Source organism: Bacillus sp. NPDC077027 (assembly GCF_050269555.1).
Classification (GTDB): Bacteria; Bacillota; Bacilli; order Bacillales; family Bacillaceae; genus Bacillus.
In genome coordinates, this window is sequence record NZ_JBNNIO010000007.1 from 83,415 (window position 1) to 108,471 (window position 25,057).

Genomic DNA, 25,057 nt, shown 5'->3' on the forward strand with positions numbered 1-25,057 from the left:
TTTTTGTTTATAATTGATATAAAACGTTGGCCTTTCCTTCACTGCCAACCATACGGATTTTGGATTTGACCATGTCCTTTGCTGCTTTCTTTGCTTTCTGTAAGTACATGCGCGGATCCAAGCTTTCTGGTTCGTCAGAAAAATGATCACGAATGGCTTCTGAATAGGCATTTTTCAATTCAGTTGAGACATTTACCTTTGCCATACCAAGTGCTACACATCTCTTTACATCCTGATCAGGTACGGCTGATCCACCATGAAGTACAAGTGGAACGTCAACGAGATTGGCAATTTGTTCGATACGTTCAAAATCAATATCTGGTACCCCTTTATATATGCCGTGGGCTGTTCCGATTGCTGGTGCTAATGTTGGAACGCCTGTTTCTTCTACAAATTGACGGCATTCTGCTGGAATGGCTTTTTGGGCATCCTTTTCGTCAACAACAATGTCGTCTTCTACTCCGCCAACCTTTCCTAATTCAGCCTCTACATTCACTCCTATTTTTAATGCGAGATCGACTACTTCTTTTGTTCTGCGCACATTTTCTTCATACGAATGCATTGACGCATCAATCATTACTGATGTATAACCAGCTCTAATACAAGTGAGAATGACATCAAAGTCAGTGCAATGGTCAAGATGAAGTCCGATTGGAATTTGGTATTGATCTGCTGCTGCTTTTACTGTATCTGCTATGGCTTTGGCCCCAAGAGAGTGAACCGTTCCAACCGTTGTTTGTAAAATAACAGGCGACTTCAGTTCAGCCGCTGCTTCGAGCACCCAATAGATGCTATCAAAGGAGTGCACATTAAATGCGACAATTCCGTATTTTTCTTCTTTTGCGACTTGAAGCATCGGTGTTGTTGAAAGTAAAGCCATGTTTAAACATCCTCTCTGCTAAAAATTTCATTTGTCAGTACAGCTAGCATCTCTTCATTTGTTCGTGCTTCAAGGAGCTTTTGTCGTTTCGCTTCATCCATTAATCCTCTTGAAAGTGTAGAGAGTGCTTGTAAATGAGTTGTGCCAGCCTCATTTTTTGGAATAAGTAAAGATAAGAAGAAAAAGCAAGGCTTTCCATCAAAAGCATCCCATTCAATTCCCGTTTCTGTGCGAATGATGACAAGCGCTGGCTTTGTAATGGCATCTGTCTGTGTATGCGGAATCGCAAATCCATCCTGAAAGCCAGTTGTGCTTAGGGATTCTCTTTCAGCTAATCCTTGACTGACATCACTTGGTGATGTACAAATGCCTGCTTGATGTGCAATGTCAGAGATGGCGGCAAAAACGCCTGCTTGTGATGACGCTGTTTCATTAAGGTTCATATAGATATGTTTAATCAATTGTCATTCCCCCTGTTAGATTGCGGTTTCGGCTGATTTTTTGCGATATAGTCCGTATAAAATAGCGCCAGTCACTGAACCAATAAGGATGGATAACACCCATTGAAATGCTCCTGTTACGACTGGAAGAACGAGGAATCCGCCATGTGGTGCTGGAACTTGAACGCCAAACATATAAGTCAGAATCGCAGAGATGGCTGAACCGAACATGATAATCGGTAAAACAACGACTGGATTCTTTGCAGCAAATGGAATCGCCCCTTCTGTAATGTGTGTTGCACCTAAAATGTAGTTAATCGCACCTGCATTTCGTTCCTGAGGCGTGAAATATTTACGGAAAATGGTTGTCGCAATCGCAATAATTAAGGGAGGTGTAATACATGCTGCTGATACACCAGCCATGAAATAAAGATTTCCTTCTGCTAGTAAAGCAGTACCTGTCACATATGCTGCTTTATTAAAAGGACCACCCATATCAAATCCGCACATTGCCCCAACAATGAGCCCTAAGAGCAGCGGACTAGTTGATTGAACTGAAGAGAGAAAATCCATTAATGAATTATTTAAACCTGTTATTGGTACTACAAGTGGTGTCATGACTGCACCTATCAAGAAAATTCCGAAAACTGGATAGATGAAAATGGACTTTAATCCATCAAGTGATGCAGGTAATTTTTGCAGGATCAATTGAAGCAAAAGGATGATATATCCTGCCGCAAAACCAGCGAGGATGCCTCCTAAAAATCCTGCTCCACCATCGTTTGCAAGCAATCCACCGATAAACCCTACGACTAGGCCCGGCCGTTTCGCAATGGAATCAGCTATAAACGCTGCTAGAATTGGAACCATTAAGCTAAAGCCTAACGCCCCGATATTTTTCAAAAAGGCAGCAAAAGCATTATAGGTTTCATGTTCAGGGTCAGCTGAATAGATTCCAAATAGGAAGGAAATCGCAATCAGAACCCCGCCACCCACAACAAATGGCAACATATGTGATACACCATTCATCAAGTGCTTATAAATTGTATGAATCCATTTATTTGGCTGAGTTGCTTGAGATGGCGCTTGTTCCGCATCCTTAACAGCTGATTTTCCTTTTACTTGGTGAATAGGAGCATGACCGTTTAAAATAGTTTGGATCAGTTCATCGGGTGTTCTAATTCCTTTTGAAACGGGTACTTCAATCAATGGTTTTCCGTGAAAACGCTCTGTTTGAACATCCTTATCAGCTGCGACGATGACACCATCTGCATTCATAATATCCTCATTTGTTAAAGCGTTTTCAATTCCTACCTGACCATGCGTTTCTACTTTTATATCAACACCTAATTTTTCAGCAGCTATTTTTAATGCCTCTGCTGCCATAAATGTATGAGCAATGCCGGTTGGACAACCAGTTGCGGCTACTATTTTTTTACGACTCATCTCTAGATCCCCCTTATATCGTATCAATGTGTATTTGATTGATCAGTTGCTTGATGTCTTTTAAATCGCTTAAGCCTTTAGAAAATGCAGTTGATGCCCCAGTTGCAATGCCGTAGCGTAAACAATTTTCGGCATTTTCTCCCTCAAGCTGTTTACTGATAAACGCTGCAAGCATTGCATCTCCAGAACAAGCTGTATTCACAACCGTCCCTGACGGTGCATTACCTTTTAGAACGGATTGAGCTGTAATCAACATCGCCCCTTGCTCTCCACGAGAAATGAGTACTTGCTTTGCCCCCATTTGCACCAGCTTTTGTCCAGAGTGAATTAACTCTTTTTCTGATAAAGGATGTGTTTTACCAAAGAAGGCGGCGATTTCTTCTTCATTTGGTTTTAATAAATATGGCTTGTACGCAAGTGTATCGAGAACTGCTTCTGAGCTAGTATCTAAAATAAACTTGACGTTGTTGTTGTGACAAATAGCAGCCACTTCAGCAAAAATGCTAGTAGGTACACCTCTTGGCAGACTCCCGGACATAATCAAGATTCCATCTGCCGGAATCGCATTAATTTTTTGCCGGAATGCCTGAAGCACATCCTCTTTAATTGCAGGTCCTTGATTGACTAACTTGTATTCCTCTGTTGTATTAATGAATACATTAATGCGTGTGATTCCGTTTACTGGGATGAAATCTGTATGAATGGCAAGGTCTTTTAGGGATTGCTCAATATAAGAACCAGAAAACCCAGCAATAAATCCAAGTGCGGTACTATCAAAGCCATATTTTTTTAGCATAATCGAGACATTGACGCCTTTCCCGTTTGGCTGATAATCTTCATCCTCTGTGCGGTTTACGGTATTCGCCCGCATCTCTTTCACAGCAATATATAGGTCTATAGCAGGATTTAAGGTGCAAGTATAGATCAATTGGTTTCACCTACTTTCTTTTCTCTATAGAAAGTATCTCATACGAATCAGGTAAAATGTTTTCAGATTGTGTAAAGGTTTTCATCAAAAAAGCCTTCCAATAGATAGACTGGAAGGCTTCAGCATGAAATTATTTCATTCGAATGACGTAGGCATCTAGCAAAATACGAGCAATGACATGAAGTGAAAGGCGGGATCTTACTTCGTATTCTGGGAAGAAGGATTGTTCTCCTTTATACCCGACTAACGTCATATCGGAGCGTTTACTTAATGATGAATCAATTCTTGTTGTAATTGTAATTGTACTGACTTGTTTCATACTCAAATTTTGGCAAGCTTCTACGAGTTCCGCTGTTTCGCCATTTAATGAAACAAAGATGGCTAGCTCATTTTTACCTATTTCACGAGATTTTAGTCGAATGATGTTGGGATCGTCATGGACTTCACACGTTTTTCCAATGAGCTGTAATTTAATGGTCATTTCTTTTGCAATCATCTCTGAGAAGCCCCTGCCAAAAATATAAATCTTATCTGCGTCATGTATTTTTTGAACGGCATCTTCAATTTGACCGATACTTTGCAGTTGTATTGTTTTTAGAACCTCTTCTTCATTTTTTCGGATGGCTTGTTTAATGTCTTCATCAATGTTTTGCAATTGATCGCTATAATCGACCATTTTCTTTTCTTGCTTTAAGCGATATTTGAACGATGTATAGCCATTGTATCCGATCTTTTTCATCAACCTGACAATTGTGGCTGTTGAAACATTTGCTCGTTCGCTTAATGTGACGATTGATAAGGTGGAGATGTCCTCTAAATGCTGATGGATATAGTTGAGTAAATATCGTTCTGTTTCACTTAATGATTGATATACATCACTTGGAATGTTAAATAGCGGTTCATTCAAATTGATTCCCCCTCTTTGTTTCATACTATAATTAAATGGCTCATAAAAACAAGGTGATTCTTTCGTCCTGTATTTATGAAATTTATGATGGTATGACATTCTCCTGTTTTATGAGTGAAATTTTTATTTTGACATAAGATAAAGTAAACCAATGCTTGGAAGGGAGCTTACAGAATGCTTCATCTCATTGTTTTCCTGTTGTTACTTTATGTGATGTATGCCGTACTTACAGCAGTTGTCCTATTTTATTTGCCCATTGGAAAAAAATGCAAGGAACAATGTATTTATAAAGCCTCATCTATTTCTGGAGAAGACCAAGGAATGAACAAAGTGCTTTTGCTAGATGATGGTTTTGAATCAGGGCAAGTGCGTATGCAAATGATTCAAGAAGCACAAAAAATGATTCGTTTAAGCTATTACTCCATTCAAAAAGGAAAAACGGCTGAATGGATGTTAGGCGCATTATTTCAAGCCGCAGATCGCGGGGTGAAAGTGCAAATTTTATTAGATGGAATTTGCCATAGCTTACGAGGACCTTTACGTGATTTACGTTATGCGGTTGCCCTTCATCCAAATATGGCGATTAGGTTTTATGAACCGTTTCGTTTTTTAAAACCATGGACATGGCACAATCGCCTTCACGATAAGCTAATCATCACAGATGGCAAATTTGCAGTCATGGGCGGACGTAACATTGGAGATAAGTATTTTGCAGACAAACCTCCGAAGGATTTTGCCTATGATCGAGATATTTTTCTGTACAATCCTAAAAAAGGAAAAGTTTTAGATGAGATGGAACAATATTTTGTTTATTTATGGAAACATCCATTCACACAAAAAACAAAAGATGTGCTCTCGAAACAAAAAGCGAGGAAAGGAAAAAAACTAAATGCAACCTTGATTCGTTCTTATGAAGAGGCAATACGAACTCGTGAAGCTTTTACGTGTCCAAGATTTCGCTGGTCTGAAGATACAATAAATGTGAGGCAAATCTCGTTTTTTACGAATCCAATCGAACGCTTTAATAAACGACCGGTGGTTTTAAAGAAGTTGAATGAGTTGGCACACAGATCCAAACGATCACTGCTCATTCAAACGCCTTATGTGATTCCAACAAGGCCGATGAAGGGTGATGTCACACCGCTATCTAAAAAAATTCAAACGACCATTGTCACCAATTCTTTAATCTCCACTCCTAATCCACTAGCATTTGCGGGATATTTGAGTACAAAACGTGAGCTGATTGAAACAGGTGTGCACTTATATGAATATGAAGGCCGGTACTCCATTCATGCAAAATCGATGGTCATTGATGATTACTTAAGTGTGATTGGCACGTATAATCTTGATGCTAGGTCAAGTTTTTTAAATACGGAATCTATTTTAGTGATTGACAGTGCACCGTTTGCTTTAGAGCTGACAAATGCGATTGAACGAAAAATGGCTTATAGCTATCTCGTTGCAAAAGACGGAAAACAGATGAACGATGAAGCATATGGTCAAAAAAAGCAACCTTATGTAAAGCGTGTGCTTCTTAATGGGTTATCGATGATCACCGTACTTTGGCGAAGATTTATTTAAAAAAAGGCTGTCTATGTGTTAGTAGCCTTTTCTTCACTTTCCATCTTCGTTAATTTAAAGACTAAGATGCCGACAATAATAATGAGAACGCCGAGTAATTTCGTCAACGAAAAATGTACCTTCTCAAGACCTAACCAACCAAACGAGTCGAAAAGTAAAGCGAATCCAAGCTGGGATGTCAGGACGATTGATATGCCGAAAGTCGGCCCAAGCCGTTTGATGCCTTGAACGAGACAGATGACAACACCAACGCCAATGATGCCACTTACCCAGTACCATGCCTGTACATGTCTGATTTGAAAGGTATCCGCCCCTTCAAGCAGTAAACTCATGGTGAAGGATGCAAGAAAGCCCATTCCAAGAACGAGAGTGGTCGTTGCCCATGAACCTGTCCGCTCATTCACCTTACTGTTAAAGATCGTTTGTAAACTGACAAGTGCTCCTGCTGCTGTTGCTAACAATAAGCCAAATATCATGCACAAATCCCCTCTTTTTTATTATTCATAAATATTGTGTTCTGCAATTTGCATCAACCCTTCCCGATCTTTAATTATGATCTCCCCTTTTTTTCGTTCAATCAGACCTTTATCACAAAACTGCTGAATGACCCGATTGATATGACGGTAACTCGTGCCAATTAAACTCGCTGCATCGGTTAAACGGAATGTATTTGTCGTCATTTTATAAGAAACGTTCTTTTCGTCAAAAAAGACAGATAGTAGATAACTGGCGAGTCTCACCTCGACAGGATATAAAAGATGAAAGCTTAAGTCATTTGATTTGATGTAAAACTTATTTGTTATGCCCTTTAGTAAAAACATTAAAAATGCAGGATCATCGCTTGCATGTGCTGAAAGTGCATCGTGAGAAATACGAAGCATGTGAACGTCTGTCACAGCCTCTACTGTATTGACCATTTCTGTCTTTTGAACGTACTCAATATCTCCGATCGCTTCTAGCGGATTTTTAAAGCAGAGAATAAAAGTTTTCCCTTCTTTTGTGGTCGTAAATATTTTCAACTTTCCTTTTACGAGTAGATAGAGATATTTTCTATTATCTCCTTTTGAACAAATGACCTCCCCTTGTTGGCAGTGCCAAAGTGATAAATGGGTCAATATGTGGCCATGAAACACGTCATTTAATTGAAAGTCTCTTAAATAAGAGGAAAAAAGCTTTGGATCATGAAGCTCGTCCATCATGGTTCCCCCTTTTTTAAAATTTCAAGATGACAACACCAAGGATCATTAGTGCGATGCCTAAATAATGTGGCCATTTCATTTTCTTCTTTTTCACACCAAACCACCCTTTTGCATCAATCACAAAGGTGAATACGAGTTGTGCAATTAATAATGCTGCAATCGTCAGTGTCACGCCTATTGTTTGAATAGCAGTGACTTCATTGAAAATAATGATGGCTGCAAATGCCCCACCTATTACATAAAGAGGATGAACTTTTTTCACGTCGCGAATGTGGCCGTCTTTGACAATCAGTAAGATTGACAGTGCTAGTATAAATCCTGTCAACTGTGTAATGGTTGCAGCCTGCCAAGTGCCAATGTCTTCACTAATTCTTGCATTGGCAACCCCTTGTATTGTAATGCAGGCGCCTCCTAAAAAGGCAAAAATAACTCCCTTCATCGTCCATATGCTCCTTCTCATGTTTGTGTAATTAGATTAAATGATAAATGACCCGTATTGAAAAGGACATATGTCCCACTTTGCGTATTATATCAAAAATGTTCACTCTCTTGATGAAATGTCTCATGCTTCATTTACAGTTTCTTTGTTTTAGATTTTTCACTCTGGATATCAGTTTAGTGTCAACTAAAAATAGAATAGCCGACTAAATTGATTGAATAAAGGAGACATGTTTTATGAGAAACCAAGAAAAGCATTTTATGAATGGAGAATGGGTAACATCTACAGGTCATGACACAGCAGAGGTCATCAACCCTGCAACTGAAGAAGTAATTGGCACAATTAGTCTGGGGACAAAGGAAGACTTAAATAAAGCAGTGAAAGCGGCACGTGCTACCTTCCCTTCATTCTCAAAAACATCACGTGAAGAGCGGATTGAATTGCTAGAAAAAATTGTGCATGGTTATGCGAAGTGAAAAGATGAGCTTGTTGAGGTCTTGACGTTAGAATTGGGTGCGCCACTTAAGGTGTCAGAGGAAGTTCATTTTACAATGGGGCATGAGCATTTCTCAAAAGCAGCCGAGGCACTGAAGACATACACATTTACAGAAGATCGTGGCGGGCACACAATTATCAAAGAAGCAATTGGTGCAAGTGGTTTAATCACACCGTTTGCTGCGATGATTTTAGCTGAAATTATAGATGAAGCTGGTGTTCCAAAAAGTGCTTTTAATTTAGTAAATGGGACGGGAGATGTGATAGGTGATGGAATTAGCTCACATCCTGATATTGACTTTGTCTCCTTTACTGGTTCTGGTGCGGTCGGATCTAAAATTATGAAAAATGCAGCAAACAACATAAAGAAAATGGCGCTTGAACTTGGTGGAAAATCGCCGCTCATTATTCTTGATGATGCCAATGTGGAGGAAGCTGCGAAAATCGCTATTTCTCATAATGCCATGAATACAGGTCAGGTTTGTTCAGCGGCAACAAGAGTGCTCATTCCTGCACCAATGAAAAAGTCGTTTGAAGATGCATTACTGAAGGCCCTCCCTTCTTTCACAGTTGGTGATCCCCAGGAAGACCATGACACTGGGCCACTCGTATCGAAAACGCAATAGGACACTGTTCAATCTTATATGAAAAAAGGAATGGAAGAGGGTGCGACTCTACTTGCAGGCGGAACTGGCAAACCTGATGGACTTGATAAGGGCTACTTTGCTCAGCATACGATCTTTACGAACGTGAAAAATGATATGGTCATCGCACAGGAGGAAATTTTTGGCCCTGTGATGTCTGTTATCACTTATCAAGACCTCGATCATGCATTACAAATTGCTAATGATACGATCTATGGTCTTGCAGGTGTGGGAAATGATGCAAAAACACTGAAATATGTTGCCGAAAACATTCGTGCCGGACAAATGACCATCAACAATGCAGAAACAGATTACTTTGCCCCGTTTGGAAGCTTTAAGCAATCAGGTCTTGGAAGAGAATGGGGAGATTTCGGTATTGAGGAGTATTTAGAAGTCAAAGCTGTGATGGGCCTTCCAACTGCATAATTTTGAAAGGGAGAAAGCGAGAGTCGTTTTCTCCCTTTTTCGTATAGAAAAAAACCTAGGTCCCCGTGTTCACTTGAAGAATAGAGATGATTTCGTATTTTTTAACTGTTGCTTTAGGCGGTTTAGACTCTTTTAGTGCATCAAACCATATTTCTATCTTTTGTCCCTGTATCAATTCTTTATCATTTACTTTTGAGAGATCGATCACGATGAGATCAAGATTGTACTGATCAACAAGAATATCAGATTGCAAAAAATAATCGCTTTTTTCAGGGATTTTATTATTGATAAGAAGTAAACCAAATTTTTCGTCTTTATATAACAGTATCCCTTTTTCTGAAAAAGATATTTCCTTTTTTTCTTTATTAGTTTCAGTATCGGTTTTATTTTCATTGATATGATTGCAACCTACTAGTAGAACGGTAAAGAGGACGACTAAAATTTTAATATTTTTGATTTTTTACAACTCCTTTACCTTTAAAATATGAAATGATAGCTCTTTCATCTGTGATGAAATTAAAGTTAAGTATTTCATTATATTCCATCGGAAATTGACAAGCATATTGTAAAGTCATTAGAAATCTTAATCGTTATGATCAACATTATATATTTTACTTAATGGCAAACTTTCGGTAAAGTTCAAATTGAACCTATATATATAATTCCTATCGAATTAATCTATGTTTATATTCCTTGTGAGGTGGATATCGTTGCAACTTCATGTATTGAACAGTCCGTTTAGTCAGGAGCAGGCAGAGCAATTAAATCAACTGTTGCCAACACTGACAGATCAACAAAAAGTTTGGTTAAGCGGCTATCTAGCAGCTACTCAAGCTACAGTCTTAAATCCGAATACATCGGTGCAAGCCTCTTCTACGGCAGCACCTGAACAACCAGTTTCTAAAGAAGTGACCGTTTTATATGGTTCACAAACCGGTAACTCAGAAGGATTGGCAAAAAAGACAGCAAGTACCCTTGAAGAGAAAGGCTTTCATGTTACCCTATCTTCAATGCCAGAGTTTAAACCGAATAGTCTGAAAAAAATAGACAATTTACTTGTGATCGTGAGTACACATGGCGAAGGAGATCCACCAGATAACGCGATCTCTTTCCATGAATATTTACACGGAAGACGTGCACCTAATCTTGATCATCTTCGGTTTTCAGTGCTATCGCTTGGAGATAGTTCATATGAATTCTTCTGTCAAACGGGTAAAGAGTTTGACCAGCGTCTTGAAGAGCTTGGTGGGAAACGTCTTGCTGATCGTGTAGATTGTGATCTTGATTATGATGAGCCGTTCTCAGATTGGCTAGGTGCAGTGACCGCTGGGCTCGGTGAAACAGGTACTTCTACTAGTACTGGGGTCACTGCACCAGAAGCTTCAAGCTTGACTGAATCTGTTTACTCGAGAACCAACCCATTTTACGCAGAGGTACTTGAAAACTTAAACCTAAATGGTCGCGGTTCTAATAAGGAAACACGCCATTTAGAATTATCTCTCGAAGGATCTGGGCTTATATATGAGCCGGGCGATAGTCTAGGGATTTATCCAACAAATGATTCAGAGTTGGTTGATGAATTAATCAGTGAATGCAAATGGGACGCAAGCGAATCCATTGTTATTCATAAGAATGGCGATACCCTATCGTTAAAAGAAGCACTGACATCTCATTTTGAAATAACGGTGATAACAAAACCGTTTCTTCAAAAAGTACTTCAGTTTACGAAAAATGAAGCACTTCATACGCTTTTACAAGAAGGCAATGAGGAAAGTGCCAAAGCCTATTTAGAAGGTCGCGATTTATTAGATCTTGTGCGTGATTTCGGTCCTTTTGAGGCATCTGCCTCTGATTTCACATCCATTCTAAGAAAAATGCCTGCACGTCTTTATTCAATTGCGAGTAGTCTTGAAGCCAATCCTGAAGAGGTCCATCTTACGATTGGTGCGGTGAGATATGAAGCGCATGGCAGAAAACGAAGTGGTGTGTGCTCTATTCTTTGTGCAGAACGATTAAAGCCAGGTGATCAAATCCCTGTGTATATTCAACACAACCAAAACTTTAAGTTGCCAAGTAACCCAGATGTCCCGATCATTATGGTCGGACCTGGCACTGGTATTGCGCCGTTCCGTTCATTTATACAAGAACGTGAGGAAACAGGCGTAAGTGGTAAATCGTGGCTATTCTTTGGCGATCAGCATTTTGTCACAGATTTCTTATATCAAACTGAATGGCAAAAATGGTTAAAAGATGGCATTTTAACAAAAATGGATGTCGCCTTCTCTCGCGATACAGAGGAAAAAGTGTACGTGCAGCATCGCATGAAGGAAAATAGCAATGAGCTGTTTCAATGGCTTGAGCAAGGAGCATATGTTTATGTTTGTGGTGATGAAAAACATATGGCACATGATGTCCACGAGACCCTCCTCTCTATTATTCAAGACGAAGGTAGCATGAGCAAAGAACAAGCAGAGAGTTATGTTGCGAACCTGCAGCAGCAAAAACGCTATCAGCGTGACGTATATTGATGCCCGAAAGAAAGGAGTTTTGACCACATGTTGAAGACAGCGTTAAAAGCGCCGGACGGACCTCCGAGCGATGTGGAAGAAATTAAGGAAAAAAGTGATTATTTACGCGGAACATTAAAGGAAGTCATGCTAGACCCTATTTCAGCAGGTATTCCAGATGATGATAACCGTTTAATGAAGCATCATGGCAGTTACTTGCAGGATGACCGTGATCTTCGAAACGAACGCCAAAAACAAAAGCTAGAACCTGCATATCAATTTATGCTTCGTGTTCGCCTTCCTGGAGGGGTTGCGACACCGAAACAATGGCTTGTCATGGATGATCTTGCCCAAAAATATGGGAATGGCACCTTAAAGCTGACGACGCGCGAAACTTTTCAGCTTCATGGCATATTAAAATGGAACATGAAAAAGACGATCAAAGACATTAATGCGACGATGCTTGATACAATCGCTGCATGTGGAGACGTCAACCGTAATGTGATGTGTACATCAAATCCTTATCAGTCAAAGATTCATAGTGAGGTATACGAATGGGCAAAAAGACTAAGTGATGATCTGCTTCCTCAAACGAGAGCGTATCATGAAATTTGGCTTGATGAGGAAAAAGTCGCTAGCACGCCTGATACGGAAGTAGAGCCTATGTACGGCCCGCTTTATTTACCAAGAAAATTTAAAATCGGTGTAGCTGTCCCCCCTTCTAACGATATTGATGTTTTTTCTCAGGATCTTGGCTTTATTGCCATTCTTGAAGACGATAAGCTGATTGGCTTTAACGTTGCGATTGGCGGTGGAATGGGTATGACTCATGGAGATGTTGCAACATATCCACAGCTTGCGAAGGTTATTGGCTTTTGTCCACCTGAACAAGTCATTGATATTGCCAAAAATATCATCACCATCCAGCGAGATTATGGTAATCGCTCTGTTCGAAAAAATGCAAGATTCAAATATACAGTGGATCGACTCGGTCTTGAGAATGTGAAACAGGAGCTTGAGCATAGACTCGGCTATACGCTTGCTGAAGCAAGAGAGTATCACTTTGACCATAATGGCGATCGCTATGGCTGGGTGAAAGGCATCAATGGAAAATGGCATTTCACCATGTTTGTTGAAGGCGGACGTGTGACAGATTATGACGATTATCAATTAATGTCAGGCATTCGTGAGATCGCCAACATTCATACTGGTGATTTTCGTTTAACAGCTAACCAAAATTTAATTATTGGTAATGTCACAACGCAAAAGAAGAAAAAAATCGAACAGTTGATCGAGCAGTTTGGACTTTCGGATGGAAAACAACATTCTGCACTGCGACGTAGCTCAATGTCATGTGTTTCCCTGCCAACTTGTGGATTGGCAATGGCAGAGGCTGAACGTTACCTCCCTCGCCTGATCGATAAAATTGAGGACATCGTTGAAGAAAATGGATTAAGTGATAAAGAAATCACGATTCGCATGACAGGCTGTCCAAACGGGTGTGCAAGACATGCATTAGGTGAAATTGGCTTTATCGGTAAATCACCTGGCAAATATAATATGTATTTAGGCGCCGCCTTTGATGGCAGCCGCTTAAGTAAAATATACCGTGAAAATGTCGGTGAGGCAGACATTTTAAATGAGCTAAACATCATTCTACCTCGCTATGCAAAAGAGCGCGAAGAAAATGAACATTTCGGTGATTTTGTCATTCGAGCAGGTATTGTGAAAGAAACAACGGATGGTACAAATTTTCATGTGCAATAACGAAAAAAGACAGGGTCATTTCCTGTCTTTTTTGTGTGCTTCATTTTTTTCGATCATTTTTGCTATGTCTGTATAAATAGCGGGGTTTTCTAAAGCCGAAAGATCGTTCGCTGGTTTATTTTCATAGGCATCTTTTAAGAGGCGGCGAACAATTTTACCATTTCGTGTTTTTGGCAATGCTTTCGTCAAATGAATTTCTTTTGGCGAGAGTGCTTTCCCTGCTTTATTCGCTACATGTCCTGTTAGTTGTTGAATAAGCAGTGATTCAGATAGATGTGGCTGTTTTTCCTTTAGAACAACAAAGCAAATGATCGCCTCTCCTTTTACATCATCTGTTGTGCCGATGACAGCTGCTTCATGAACGAGCGGGTGGCTGACAAGGATTGATTCAATCTCAGCAGGACCTACCCGTTTGCCGGCTATATTCATCACATCATCAGATCTCCCGGTGATCTGAAAATCTTCTTTTCTACCATGAATCGCCCAATCCCCATGGGTCCAGACTTGCGGAAATCGTTTGAAATATGTGGCTTCATAGCGCAATGGATCTTGCCAAAAACCTCTAGTCATACCTACCCATGGTTTTTCGACTACAAGTTCGCCTACTGTATCTCTCACTTCTTCCCCCTTTTCATCATAAACGGCTACATCCATTCCCAGAATAGCTGCATTAAAATGAACTGGATATATTGGACGAAGCAATGTACTTCCTAAAATACCGCCAGATACCTCTGTCCCACCAGAATAGTTTAAGATGGGAATTTGTTTCTTGCCTATTGTCTCAAAAAGCCAATTCCATGGCTCATCATTCCAGGGCTCACCAGTTGAAATGATAACTTTGACGTGTGATATATCTATGGCATCCTCTTTCTGATGGTGACGCATAGCGGATCGAACAAATGATGGCGATAGGCCAAAGTGTGTCACCTGATGATCTGAGATGAACGTCCATATCCGATTTTTGCTCGGATAATCAGGTGCACCATCATATAAGACGATCGTTGCTCCATTGATGAGTCCGCCAAAGACAAGAAATGGCCCCATCATCCAGCCCATATCCGTTAGCCAAAAGAGCCGATCCCCTTGCTTTACATCCATACATAGCCCTGCGTCAAAGGCGGCCTTTATCGGAAAACCTGCATGTGTATGAACAGCGCCCTTTGGAATGCCTGTTGTGCCAGACGTATACAAAAGCATGAGAGGTTCTTCGCTTGTGAGATATGTTGTTTGAGTAGATGGCTTTTCTTTTAAAAGTGAATGAAATAAAATATCGCCTTCATACGTGGCTTCGGTTGGTGAATGAACAATGACTTTTTCAATAGAAGTTATTTTGTTTAGTGCCTGCTGAGCTTCAGCTCTCATATCAATCGTTGTGCCTCTTCTTTTCATCACATCACATGTAACCAAAATGCGTGCACCTGACGCGCGCAAACGTACGGAGAGCGCTTCACTTCCGTAACCAGAAAAAACAGGACTAAAGATCACGCCAATCTTAGCAAAAGCGAGCATGGTCATCACTGTCTCGGGGAGCATGGGCATATACAGGATGGCGATGTCCCCTTTTTTTAAGCCTTCTTTGATCAGTCCTGATGCTAGCCGGTTCACTTGATCATGTAAATCGGCAAAAGTCACTTCCTGTTTTTCTCCTGCCTCATTCTCCCAAATGATGGCTGGTTGATTTTTTGTATCTTCTCGTAATGCCCATTTTTCAACGGCACTTTGAACGATATTCAGTTTTGCTCCTTGGAACCATTGTGGCCACATGAAGTGACGATGATCATTTAACACTTTGTCATACGGGGTTTCCCACTGTATGCCAACTGCTTGTTCTGCTACTTTCCAAAACCAGTCGATCTTTTGAATACTGGCATCGTAAAAATCATCGTAGGAGCTAAATCCAAGTGAACGCATCCACTTGTAAAGGCGAGTTTGTTTGATCATCTTTTCATCTGGCACCCATGATGGCTTTTGCTTCACCTTATGTGCCTCCTTATACCGGATAAACCGGATGTTTTCTTTTCGTAAATGTCATCTCTTTTGACGTGTATGCACGTAATCTTGCACAAAGCTCTGTTCTTAAAAGGTCAGCCGGAACAACAGCATCTATGATCATTTCTGATGCTAGGCGATAAATATTGATATCTTCTTGATATTCCTGACGTTTTGCCTGAATAAATGCACTTCTTTCTTCAGTCGAAAGTTCGGCAATTTTATTGGCATATACGGCATTAATCGCCGCTTCTGGGCCCATCACTGCGATTTGAGCAGTAGGAAGTGCAAGGCAGCAATCAGGCTCAAAGGCAGGTCCTGCCATGGCATATAATCCAGCCCCATAAGCTTTTCTGACGATGACTGACATTTTTGGAACGGTTGCTTCTGCCATGGCGGAAATCATTTTCGCACCATGACGAATAATGCCCGCTTGTTCGACTTTTGTACCAATCATAAAGCCTGGAATATCAGCAAGGAATAAGAGTGGGATGTGGAAAGCGTCGCAAAGCTGAATGAATTTGGCTGCTTTATCAGCGGAGTCATGAAATAGTACACCGCCCTTTACCTTTGGTTGATTGGCAATGATTCCGACAGGCTGTCCGTTCAACCGACAGAAACCTGTTATTAATTCGGGGGCAAAGAGTTTTTTGATTTCAAAAAAAGAGCCTTCATCTATAAGCTGATCAATGAGGTCATACATATTAAATGGAGCGTTTTGTCCTGCTGGAATGAGTTCTTGTATTGGAAGGTCAGAGGTCTTAGGTTCTCTTGCGGCTGTGACAGGCGGTTTTTCTGTATAATTTGCAGGCATATAGCCTAAATAACTACGTGCAATTCGGATGGCCTCTTCTTCACTTTTAGCTAAAATATCACCACAACCTGAGACGGTACAATGCATGCGTGCACCACCCATCTCTTCAAGTGATACCTTTTCCCCGATGACCATCTCTGCCATTCGTGGAGAGCCTAAATACATTGATGCATTTCCTTCCACCATTACAACAACATCACAAAAAGCAGGAATGTACGCACCTCCAGCTGCGGAAGGTCCGAATAAAAGACATATTTGGGGGATGCGGCCCGAAAGTTTCACTTGCTGATAAAAGATACGTCCTGCTCCTCTTCTGCCAGGAAACATGGCGACTTGATCTGTAATTCTTGCGCCCGCTGAATCCACGAGATACAGCATAGGGCAGTTGAGTTTTTCAGCCGTTTCTTGTATTCTAATGATTTTTTCTACGGTTTTTACGCCCCACGATCCTGCTTTTACAGTCGAATCGTTTGCCATCACACACACCGTTTGTCCATTCATCATCCCAGTGCCTGTCACGACACCGTCACAAGGAAGGGTATCGTCCATACATTCTGCAAATAGTGCATCCTCAATGAAGGAGGCTTCATCAAGCAAAAGTGCTAGCCTGTCACGCACGAATAACTTTCCTTTTTCTTGATTTTTCACATGGTATTTTTCAGCACCACCTGTTAAGATGCGCTGTTTTCTTCTTTTGTCTTCTTGTTCTTCTTTCATCATGTAAAGCCCCCTTTTTATTTGCCTTTATATTGAGGAGAGCGTTTTTCTTGAAAAGCTTTTAACCCCTCAATCCTATCTTCTGTACTAAACAGACGGAGATACGAATCATACTCAAGTGCTAACCCTGATTGAATGTCTTGATCTCTACCTGAATTGATTGCTTTTTTGGCTTCTCTTAGTGCAATTGGTCCGTTCACTGCGATTTTTTCAGCTAGTTGCAGTGCATCATTTAAAAGAGCATCGCTTGATGAGACATGCTCAATGAGCCCAATTGTTTTGGCTTCTTTTGCTGTAATGGTTGCGCCTGTGTAAATTAACTCTTTCGCTTTTCCAGATCCGATTAATCGTGGCAGTCGTTGAGTACCACCAGCACCAGGGATGATAGCTAGTCCTGTTTCTGGAAGACCAAGCTTTGCTTCTTCTTTGGCGATTCGGATGTCACAGGCTAGGGCAAGTTCAAGACCGCCTCCAAGGGCATGACCATTGATCACAGCGAGAGTTGGTATAGACAGGTGCTCAATCGCTGTGAAAGTTTGCTGAATGGTGAGTACGGCTTCTTTTGCTTCGATTTCAGTCATTGATAACCTTTCTTTTAAGTCAGCCCCCGCACAAAATACGTTGGTTCCTGCACCGGTCACAAGAAGACAACGAATGCGCTCATCTTGTGTGATGCTACGAATGGTACACTGAATGTCACTAAGTAGCTTGGCTGATAACGAGTTTGCTTTTTCAGGACGATTCAGCGTCATCATCGCAATGTGCTTTTCTAGCATTGAAAATTGAATGGTTTGTTCCATATAAGCTCATCCTTCGTTAAATTGTTGGTGTGCAGAGGCACGTAAACAATGGCTTGGTAGTGTCCGTTTAACCTTTGATTCGATCCAGTGAGCAGCCTTTAATAATGCCGGTTGGTCAATACCTGTCTCAATGCCTGTTTTTTGAAGCATATGAACCACATCTTCTGTTGCCACATTTCCGCTTGAACCGGGCGCATAAGGACAGCCGCCTAGTCCGCCCGTTGACGAATCAAATATGGTGATTCCCATTTTTAAAGCAGTGTATAAATTGGCAAGTGCCAGCCCTTTTGTATCATGAAAATGAAGGGCAATCTTATCAGCAGGGAATCGTGCAAGTAGAATGTCCAAAAGTCTTTCCACTTGCAGTGGGTGCGCTTCGCCAATCGTATCTCCGAGGGAAATTTCATCCACGTCATAGGCAAATAAAGTATCTGTTAAACGGATGACTCGATCAATTGATATATGTTTTTCATATGGGCAACCAAAGACGGTTGAGATATAAGCTCGTGTTCGGATTTTTTGCGCTTTTAGTTGAGAGGTGATGCGTTTGATGACAGGGAGTGTGTCGTCAATTGATTGATTCATATTTTTCTGGTTATGTGTTTCACTGGCAGAGATAAACATGGCGCCTTCATCGAGATTTGATTCAAGAAAATCTTCCATGCCTTTTTCGTTTGGGATCAGGGCGGCATAGGTCAATTCTTGATTTTTCTTTAAAGAAGCCGCAAGTTTTTTGGCGTCCTTTAATGCTGGCACCCATGCTGGATGGACAAAGGATGTGACTTCAATATAAGAAAGGTGCGCCTCTCTTAGCATGTCGATCCATTGCTTTTTATCTGCCGTCTCAACCCAAATCGGTTCATTTTGTAGACCATCTCTTGGTCCGACTTCTCGAATTTGCACCTTTTTTGGTAATGCCAATGATCTCTCCCCCTATTCTGATAGCTCTAAAAGGATCTCTCCTTCATCGACAAATTCTCCTTCCTGTTTATGAATATGTGCGACTGTTCCATCGTCTTCAGCAAGTATTGGAATCTCCATTTTCATTGATTCTAAAATGGCAACTTCCTGCCCCTTTTGCACGTTGTCCCCTTGTTTCACTAGTACTTTCCATAGGTTGCCTGCCATTTGAATGGTGACTGTTTTCATGAATGGTTTCCCTCCTTCTGTTTGATGAGAAAATCAGTTGTGATGTCTCCTTGTAAAAAGGCTGTTGAAGCAACAATTTTTCGTAAAAGCGGTACATTGGTTTTGATGCCTTTGATTTCATATGCGTTCAGTGCTTCTTTTAATCTTTCAATCGTGATGTCTCTCGTTTCACCTCGTACAATCATTTTGGCAATCATCGGGTCATAAAACGGTGTAACGACACTGCCTGCTTCGACACTGCATTCATGCCGAATATAGGGCTGTTCCAAATAGGATAAATGTGTGATCGTACCTGGTGATGGGAAAAATGTGGCAGGGTCCTCTGCGTAAATTCTGACTTCAATGGCATGACCTTGTTTTGTGATGTCTTTTTGCTGAAACGAGAGACTTTTACCAGCTGCGATGCATAGTTGCTGTTCAACTAAATCTAAACCGGTGATTTCTTCTGTGACTGGATGCTCAACTTGTAATCTTGTATTCATTTCGAGGAAATAAAATTGTTTATGCTCATCTACTAAGCATTCAATCGTCCCTGCATTCTCATAACCAATAGCCCCCGCTGCCAAAATTGCGGTTTCTCCCATTTTCTTTCTAAGCGGTTCATCGAGAAACGATGCCGGTGCTTCCTCAATGATTTTTTGATGTCTGCGCTGGAGAGAACAATCTCGTTCAAATAAATGAACACCATTCCCGTATGAATCACAAAGAACTTGAATTTCGATATGGCGAGCATTTTCAATGACTTTTTCCATATACAAGGTGTCATCTTTGAAAAAACTTTGTGCTCTTTTTTTATTTCCTTCAAACGCTTTACATAAATCTTCCTTATTTTGGACAATCTGCATGCCAATGCCACCACCACCACTTGATGCCTTGAGCATGACAGGGTATCCGAGTTTTTCTGCCTGTTTGGCTGCCTCATTTACGTCATGAAGTGCTGTGAAAATGCCAGGAACTACTGAAATACCAGCTTGATACATCGCTTTTCTCGCTGTGATTTTATTTCCCATTTGTGCAATCACCTGTGGGGACGGTCCGATAAATGTAATCCCTTCTTCTTGGCAACGCTCGGCAAATGCAGGATTCTCAGATAATAATCCATACCCTGGATGAATGGCATCTACCTTCGTTTTTTTCGCTACTTCGATGATGGTGTCGATATTTAAGTAACTTTCAGATACTCTTGACTTCCCAATCTTGTAAGCTTCATCCGCTGCTTTGACATGAAGCGCTTCCTGATCTGCCTCTGAATAAACAGCAACTGTTTGTATGTCGAGGCGTTTACACGTTCGAATGATTCTGAGGGCAATTTCTCCCCGATTGGCAATGAGCACTTTCTGAAACATATGGTGAGTCACTCCTTTATCAAATCAAGCGCTTGTTTTCTTAGTTTAAATTTTTGGATTTTCCCAGAAGCGGTCATCGGATAATCCTCTATGATGAAAAAATATCGCGGTACCTTGTAGCGAGCCATTTTCTTTAAACAATAGTCTGTCAGTTCATCAATCGTGATCTTGGCGCTATTTTTTAAGCGAACAAAAGCAGCAGTTTCTTCCCCGTATTTCTGATCTGGGACGCCAACTACCTGGGCATCAAGAATGAAAGGATGCTCATAAAGTACGTCCTCTATTTCCTTTGGATATATATTTTCACCACCCCTGATGACCATATCCTTTAAGCGACCAGTAATGGTGATATATCCATCTTGATCCATTTCAGCTAAATCTCCTGTATGAAGCCATCCGTCTTTGTCAATCACTTCTTTGGTGGCTTCCTCGTTTTTGTAGTAGCCCTTCATCACATGATAGCCTCGTGTACATAGCTCGCCCTGCATCCCGCTTTTTAGCTCATTTGTCGTTCCTGGTTCGACAATTTTCACTTCGATATTCGGAAGTGCTCGCCCCACCGTTTTCACTCTTCGTTCAAAAGAATCATCTGTTCTTGTTTGGGTAATGACAGGTGAGGTTTCTGTTTGACCATATGCAATCGTCATCTCCTTTAATCCCATTTGTTCGATGACTGCTTTCATCACGTGGGCAGGACAGTTAGAACCAGCCATAATTCCTGTACGCAATGTGGACAAAGAATATTGACTGAAATGTGGATGAGCGAGCTCAGCAATAAACATCGTTGGTACCCCGTGCAAGACAGTGCATTTTTCTTTTTCGACTGTTTGAAGTACTCGTTCTGGATGAAAGGATTCAAGTGGGACAATGGTCCCCCCTTTTGACACACAGGCTAAAACACCAAGCACTGAACCGAAGCAATGAAAAAAAGGGACAGGAATACACATTCGGTCGTGATGGGTTAATTTCATACAATCGGCAATTTGTTTCGCATTTCCGGCAATATTCGTATGAGTGAGCATGACTCCTTTTGGATAGCCCGTCGTGCCAGATGTGTACTGCATATTCACGACATCATCAGGTGAGAGCTGATTCATTCGCTCTTGCCACTTGTCATCAGTTACATCCTTGGCAAGGCTTTTGATACGATCCCAGCTAAGCATACCTAGCGGCGCATGATCTCCGATGTATACACACCCTTTCAAATAAGGAAACTGCTGTGACACAAGCATCCCAGGTGTAGAAGTGCGGAGCTCTGGTAGTAATTCATTCAGCATATTGACATAAGAAGTCCCTTTTACCCCTTTGACTAAAAAGAACATTTTACTATCTGAATGCTTCAGCAAATAGGCAAGCTCCTGTGATTGAAAATTTGTATTCACCGTCACAAGTACCGCTCCGATTGTGGCGCATGCAAACTGAAGGATGAGCCACTCAGGAACATTTGGTGCCATGATGGCAATATGATCCCCTTTTTGAATACCAAGCGCCATTAAGCCTTTGCCTATTTCTTTTACACGGAAATAAAATTGTTCATAAGAATAACGCAGATGTCGGTCTGAATAGACAATGGCCTCATGGTTCGGAAGCTTTGCTGCCTTTTCCTTTAACATAAAGCCGATTGTTTGTGGTGGAACTTGTGTCATTTTCCCCCTCCTTACACAAAAAATGAGTAAGCGTTTTCATTTATTGTAAAAGCTGTCTTGCGATGACCATTCTTTGAATTTCTGATGTGCCTTCTCCAATTTCCATGAGCTTTGCATCACGAACGAGGCGCTCTATCCCATACTCCTTCATATATCCTGATCCCCCATGAATTTGTACGGCATCAAGGCTCACTTTTGTCGCCATTTCAGAGGCGAAAAGCTTGGCGTAGGCAGCTTCTTTTGTAAAAGGTTTCCCTTGGTCTTTCAGCCATGCTGCCTTCCAGACCATTTGTCTAGCTAATTCAATTTGCATGGCCATGTCGGCTAATTTGAACTGGATGGCTTGAAAGGAGGAGATCGTTTTTCCGAATTGCTTTCTCTCTTTTGCATACGCTATTGCAGCATCCAGTGCTGCCTGAGCAATTCCTACAGAAAGTGCAGCAATTGAAATTCTTCCTCCGTCAAGTGTATATAAAAATTGTTTAAAGCCTTTTGCTGGATCACCTAACAGATTGGATGATGGAACGCGGACACAGTCTAAAATAATTTCGGCTGTATCAGAACCACGCACCCCCATTTTGTCGTAAGGGTTAGTGATGGTGAGCCCTTCCTGCTCTTTTTCTACAATAAAGGCTGATATGATGGGTTTTCCTTGTGCATCTTGATCTGTGACGGCAGTGACGATAATAGTACGGGCAAAATTCGCATTTGTAATCCAGCACTTCTCACCACTGATCACATACTCTTGTCCGTCTTTGACAGCTTTTGTTCTAGTACCACCAGCATCTGAGCCGGCATTAGATTCAGTTAAACCGAAGGAGCCAAGTGCTTTCCCAGAGGCAAGCGGAATGAGGTACTCTTCTTTTTGTTGTTCAGTTCCGAAATAATATAGGGGACTTGCACCGAGTGACACAGCAGCTGCATAGCTAAGGCCTGTACTCGCACATTTTTTGCCGATTTCTTCTACGGCAAGCGCATAAGATATCGTATCTCCACCAGAGCCCCCATATTTTTCAGGAAAAGGAATTCCCATAAAACCAAGTTCGCCCATCTTCTGGAAGGTGTGTAAAGGAAACTGTGCCGTTTCATCAATTTTTCTTGCATGTGGTGCGATTTCCGTTTTTGCAAAATCTTTTGCCATGTCTCGAATCATCTGTTGTTCCTTTGTTAATTCAAAATGCATGTTGTTGCCCCCTTTACTTGCTTTCTATCATATTTATTAATTATCAAGCAGCTTCATGCCACCTGAATAAATTCAGAAAATTTAAAAATAGATTGAGAGTATAGGTAGTCGTCTATGAACAAAGGGAATTCCTGCTCATTTCTAGTCGTTATATCAAGCGAAATAGAATCACATCAAAAAAGCATGAAATCAGAGACTTCTCTGTTCATGCTTTTTCAATTCCTTATTTGACATAATGTTTGGGTGAAGGCTTACTTTCTGCATGTAGTCGATTGAGTGCAGTAACTTGATACGTATAGCTTTTATTTATGTTCGTTGTTTGGTCAATAAATGCTGTTGTAGGTCCTTTTACTTGGCGAACAGTATCAATGAGTTGTGGTTTTTGCTTATTCTCTGACCGATAGATGGCATAATAAGTAGCTGAAGAGTGTGGATTATTTTTGATATGAAGAGACATGCCCTCTTTTGTCCTTTTTAGATGGCTGATGATGGGTTTTTGGGGCACGTTTTGATGAAGCCACGGCATATCAGGAATAAGGGCTGGCTTTTGATAGAGTTCATTTATCAAACGATCCTTTATTTGAAGGGGATTACGGTTTACGTCTTTTAGGCTGAAATGCATGCTTCCTTGTACGAGCGGTGATCCTCGGTTTAGTGTGATTTGTCTTATATATTCTTCAGGATCAGACCAAGCGGGATCACTGTTTTGATTGATTTTATATGTGGCCTGCCCTACATAGAAGTGAACTGGGTGCTCCCTTACTTCATTTGACCACCAATTGATTAGAACGTCATAGGCAGCTGCTTGAAATCCAATACTCCAATAAATTTGTGGTGTGACATAATCAATCCAATGCTGTTTGATCCATTCTCTTGTATCTGCATAAAGATCATCATAATTTGTCATGCCAGCCGTTGTGTTAGAGCCGGTTGGATCATCCTTCATATTGCGCCATACACCAAAGGGACTAATTCCAAACTTAACGAACGGTTTTTCAGCTTGAATCATTTGTTTGATTTGTTTAACTAATTCGTTCACATTGTGTCTACGCCAATCAGCAATTTTTGAAAACCGATCCTTTCCATATTCTTTATAAGTATCTTGATCAGGAAATTCGACGCCTGCTATTTTATACGGATAAAAATAATCATCCATATGAACCGCATCAATATCATATTGCTTCACAACCTCTTCAATTCCTTCCACAATGAACGTACGTACTTTTGGAATTCCAGGGTTGTAATAAAGCTGATGACCGTATGCTAAGGTCCATTCAGGATGTTTTCTTGCAGGATGATCTGAGGACAAGCGGTTCAAATCTGTATGGTTCATTGTGATGCGATAAGGGTTAAACCAAGCATGAAATTCAAGATTCCGTTTATGCGCTTCATTGATCATAAATTCAAGCGGATCATAGCCAGGATCTTTACCTTGAATGCCCGTTAAATATTCTGACCAAGGTCCGTATTGTGACGGATAAAATGCATCAGCTGTTGGTTTAATTTGTACAACGACTGCGTTCATGTTCATGTCTTTCACTTCGTCAAGACGCTGAATCAATTCATCTTTTTGTTCCTTAACAGATCGACCTTTCTTCGATGGCCAATCAAGGTTTAGCACAGATGCAATCCACACGGCACGCATTTCCCTATTCCCATCAAGGTTTAGCTGGACAGGACGGGCCAGTCCGCTTGATGGAATTGAAAGAAAACTTAGCATAAAAACGGTTGTACAGATTATCAAACACTTCCTT

The 25,057-nt window shown here is 40.9% G+C and carries 21 protein-coding genes and 1 pseudogene; 4 read left to right on the forward strand and 18 right to left on the reverse strand.

The window, feature by feature from the left end:
• Window positions 1–7: 7 nt before the first annotated feature.
• The 5 genes from ACQKEZ_RS18290 to ACQKEZ_RS18310 form a co-directional block, all read right to left on the reverse strand.
• A complete protein-coding gene (locus ACQKEZ_RS18290) occupies window positions 8–880 on the reverse strand; it encodes a class II fructose-bisphosphate aldolase (RefSeq protein WP_427303253.1) in 873 nt (290 codons plus the stop codon).
• Between the two features lie 2 nt (window positions 881–882).
• Entirely contained in the window at window positions 883–1,341 is a 459-nt protein-coding gene (locus ACQKEZ_RS18295; protein ID WP_427303255.1) for a PTS sugar transporter subunit IIA, read from the reverse strand.
• 15 nt (window positions 1,342–1,356) lie between these two features.
• Window positions 1,357–2,766, reverse strand: coding sequence for a PTS fructose transporter subunit IIC (locus ACQKEZ_RS18300; protein WP_427303257.1), 1,410 nt, complete (start codon window positions 2,764–2,766; stop codon window positions 1,357–1,359).
• A 13-nt stretch (window positions 2,767–2,779) separates the two neighbouring features.
• Entirely contained in the window at window positions 2,780–3,694 is a 915-nt protein-coding gene (gene pfkB / locus ACQKEZ_RS18305; protein WP_427303259.1) for a 1-phosphofructokinase, read from the reverse strand.
• 130 nt (window positions 3,695–3,824) lie between these two features.
• The gene (locus ACQKEZ_RS18310; protein WP_427303261.1) at window positions 3,825–4,601 is read right to left on the reverse strand and encodes a MurR/RpiR family transcriptional regulator; all 777 of its coding nucleotides are present in this window, start codon (window positions 4,599–4,601) and stop codon (window positions 3,825–3,827) included.
• Between the two features lie 174 nt (window positions 4,602–4,775).
• Between ACQKEZ_RS18310 and ACQKEZ_RS18315 the strand changes: the two genes are divergently transcribed.
• Complete coding sequence (locus tag ACQKEZ_RS18315) at window positions 4,776–6,182, forward strand: phospholipase D-like domain-containing protein (protein ID WP_427303263.1); 1,407 nt, start codon at window positions 4,776–4,778, stop codon at window positions 6,180–6,182.
• 11 nt (window positions 6,183–6,193) lie between these two features.
• On the opposite strand, the gene ACQKEZ_RS18320 is transcribed toward ACQKEZ_RS18315, so the two are convergent.
• From ACQKEZ_RS18320 to ACQKEZ_RS18330, 3 genes are read right to left on the reverse strand one after another with little or no spacing between them, the layout of a single operon-like run.
• A complete protein-coding gene (locus tag ACQKEZ_RS18320; protein WP_427303265.1) occupies window positions 6,194–6,658 on the reverse strand; it encodes a DMT family transporter in 465 nt (154 codons plus the stop codon).
• Window positions 6,659–6,679: 21 nt separating this feature from the next.
• Window positions 6,680–7,378 (reverse strand): Crp/Fnr family transcriptional regulator, encoded by a 699-nt coding sequence (locus ACQKEZ_RS18325; RefSeq protein ID WP_427303321.1) that lies wholly within the window; start codon window positions 7,376–7,378, stop codon window positions 6,680–6,682.
• A 16-nt stretch (window positions 7,379–7,394) separates the two neighbouring features.
• Window positions 7,395–7,820: a DMT family transporter gene (locus ACQKEZ_RS18330; protein WP_427303267.1), complete on the reverse strand. Its 426-nt coding sequence runs from the start codon at window positions 7,818–7,820 to the stop codon at window positions 7,395–7,397.
• 236 nt (window positions 7,821–8,056) lie between these two features.
• On the opposite strand from ACQKEZ_RS18330, the pseudogene ACQKEZ_RS18335 reads away from it, so the two are divergent.
• Window positions 8,057–9,385, forward strand: a pseudogene (locus ACQKEZ_RS18335) (aldehyde dehydrogenase family protein).
• A 55-nt stretch (window positions 9,386–9,440) separates the two neighbouring features.
• Here the strand turns inward: ACQKEZ_RS18335 and ACQKEZ_RS18340 are convergent.
• Complete coding sequence (locus tag ACQKEZ_RS18340; protein ID WP_427303322.1) at window positions 9,441–9,842, reverse strand: DUF3221 domain-containing protein; 402 nt, start codon at window positions 9,840–9,842, stop codon at window positions 9,441–9,443.
• A 253-nt stretch (window positions 9,843–10,095) separates the two neighbouring features.
• On the opposite strand from ACQKEZ_RS18340, the gene ACQKEZ_RS18345 reads away from it, so the two are divergent.
• Both ACQKEZ_RS18345 and cysI read left to right on the forward strand, forming a co-directional pair.
• Window positions 10,096–11,913 (forward strand): assimilatory sulfite reductase (NADPH) flavoprotein subunit, encoded by a 1,818-nt coding sequence (locus tag ACQKEZ_RS18345; RefSeq protein WP_427303269.1) that lies wholly within the window; start codon window positions 10,096–10,098, stop codon window positions 11,911–11,913.
• A gap of 27 nt (window positions 11,914–11,940) precedes the next feature.
• Window positions 11,941–13,659, forward strand: coding sequence for an assimilatory sulfite reductase (NADPH) hemoprotein subunit (gene cysI, locus ACQKEZ_RS18350; RefSeq protein ID WP_427303271.1), 1,719 nt, complete (start codon window positions 11,941–11,943; stop codon window positions 13,657–13,659).
• Window positions 13,660–13,674: 15 nt separating this feature from the next.
• Here the strand turns inward: cysI and ACQKEZ_RS18355 are convergent, their stop codons facing one another.
• The 9 genes from ACQKEZ_RS18355 to ACQKEZ_RS18395 all read right to left on the reverse strand — a co-directional run bounded on the left by ACQKEZ_RS18355 (window position 13,675) and on the right by ACQKEZ_RS18395 (window position 25,047).
• Window positions 13,675–15,600 carry an AMP-binding protein gene (locus tag ACQKEZ_RS18355; protein ID WP_427303324.1) on the reverse strand — a complete coding sequence of 642 codons (1,926 nt, stop codon included), beginning with the start codon at window positions 15,598–15,600 and terminating at the stop codon, window positions 13,675–13,677.
• 49 nt (window positions 15,601–15,649) lie between these two features.
• The gene (locus tag ACQKEZ_RS18360) at window positions 15,650–17,179 is read right to left on the reverse strand and encodes an acyl-CoA carboxylase subunit beta (RefSeq protein WP_427303326.1); all 1,530 of its coding nucleotides are present in this window, start codon (window positions 17,177–17,179) and stop codon (window positions 15,650–15,652) included.
• Window positions 17,180–17,196: 17 nt separating this feature from the next.
• Window positions 17,197–17,979: an enoyl-CoA hydratase gene (locus ACQKEZ_RS18365; RefSeq protein WP_427303273.1), complete on the reverse strand. Its 783-nt coding sequence runs from the start codon at window positions 17,977–17,979 to the stop codon at window positions 17,197–17,199.
• A 6-nt stretch (window positions 17,980–17,985) separates the two neighbouring features.
• Window positions 17,986–18,900, reverse strand: a complete 915-nt coding sequence (locus tag ACQKEZ_RS18370; RefSeq protein ID WP_427303275.1) for a hydroxymethylglutaryl-CoA lyase — start codon at window positions 18,898–18,900, stop codon at window positions 17,986–17,988.
• A gap of 12 nt (window positions 18,901–18,912) precedes the next feature.
• Window positions 18,913–19,128, reverse strand: coding sequence for an acetyl-CoA carboxylase biotin carboxyl carrier protein subunit (locus tag ACQKEZ_RS18375; RefSeq protein WP_427303277.1), 216 nt, complete (start codon window positions 19,126–19,128; stop codon window positions 18,913–18,915).
• Window positions 19,125–20,474: an acetyl-CoA carboxylase biotin carboxylase subunit gene (locus ACQKEZ_RS18380; protein WP_427303278.1), complete on the reverse strand. Its 1,350-nt coding sequence runs from the start codon at window positions 20,472–20,474 to the stop codon at window positions 19,125–19,127. The genes ACQKEZ_RS18375 and ACQKEZ_RS18380 overlap by 4 nt, the downstream gene beginning before the upstream one ends.
• A gap of 8 nt (window positions 20,475–20,482) precedes the next feature.
• Complete coding sequence (locus ACQKEZ_RS18385; protein ID WP_427303280.1) at window positions 20,483–22,120, reverse strand: AMP-binding protein; 1,638 nt, start codon at window positions 22,118–22,120, stop codon at window positions 20,483–20,485.
• Between the two features lie 40 nt (window positions 22,121–22,160).
• On the reverse strand, window positions 22,161–23,303 hold the full coding sequence (locus ACQKEZ_RS18390; RefSeq protein ID WP_427303282.1) for an acyl-CoA dehydrogenase family protein: 1,143 nt from the start codon (window positions 23,301–23,303) through the stop codon (window positions 22,161–22,163).
• Window positions 23,304–23,526: 223 nt separating this feature from the next.
• Window positions 23,527–25,047 carry a glycoside hydrolase family 10 protein gene (locus tag ACQKEZ_RS18395; protein ID WP_427303328.1) on the reverse strand — a complete coding sequence of 507 codons (1,521 nt, stop codon included), beginning with the start codon at window positions 25,045–25,047 and terminating at the stop codon, window positions 23,527–23,529.
• Between the last annotated feature and the right edge of the window lie 10 nt (window positions 25,048–25,057).

Coding starts and splice junctions, on each gene's coding strand:
- ACQKEZ_RS18375 (WP_427303277.1), bottom strand. CDS start 19,128: ATGAAAACAGTCACCATTCAAATGGCAGGCAACCTATGGAAAGTACTA.
- ACQKEZ_RS18355 (WP_427303324.1), bottom strand. CDS start 15,600: ATGATCAAACAAACTCGCCTTTACAAGTGGATGCGTTCACTTGGATTT.
- ACQKEZ_RS18385 (WP_427303280.1), bottom strand. CDS start 22,120: ATGACACAAGTTCCACCACAAACAATCGGCTTTATGTTAAAGGAAAAG.
- ACQKEZ_RS18360 (WP_427303326.1), bottom strand. CDS start 17,179: ATGAAAGAAGAACAAGAAGACAAAAGAAGAAAACAGCGCATCTTAACA.
- cysI (WP_427303271.1), top strand. CDS start 11,941: ATGTTGAAGACAGCGTTAAAAGCGCCGGACGGACCTCCGAGCGATGTG.
- ACQKEZ_RS18325 (WP_427303321.1), bottom strand. CDS start 7,378: ATGGACGAGCTTCATGATCCAAAGCTTTTTTCCTCTTATTTAAGAGAC.
- ACQKEZ_RS18290 (WP_427303253.1), bottom strand. CDS start 880: ATGGCTTTACTTTCAACAACACCGATGCTTCAAGTCGCAAAAGAAGAA.
- ACQKEZ_RS18390 (WP_427303282.1), bottom strand. CDS start 23,303: ATGCATTTTGAATTAACAAAGGAACAACAGATGATTCGAGACATGGCA.
- ACQKEZ_RS18365 (WP_427303273.1), bottom strand. CDS start 17,979: ATGGAACAAACCATTCAATTTTCAATGCTAGAAAAGCACATTGCGATG.
- ACQKEZ_RS18300 (WP_427303257.1), bottom strand. CDS start 2,766: ATGAGTCGTAAAAAAATAGTAGCCGCAACTGGTTGTCCAACCGGCATT.
- ACQKEZ_RS18315 (WP_427303263.1), top strand. CDS start 4,776: ATGCTTCATCTCATTGTTTTCCTGTTGTTACTTTATGTGATGTATGCC.
- ACQKEZ_RS18330 (WP_427303267.1), bottom strand. CDS start 7,820: ATGAAGGGAGTTATTTTTGCCTTTTTAGGAGGCGCCTGCATTACAATA.
- ACQKEZ_RS18380 (WP_427303278.1), bottom strand. CDS start 20,474: ATGTTTCAGAAAGTGCTCATTGCCAATCGGGGAGAAATTGCCCTCAGA.
- ACQKEZ_RS18320 (WP_427303265.1), bottom strand. CDS start 6,658: ATGATATTTGGCTTATTGTTAGCAACAGCAGCAGGAGCACTTGTCAGT.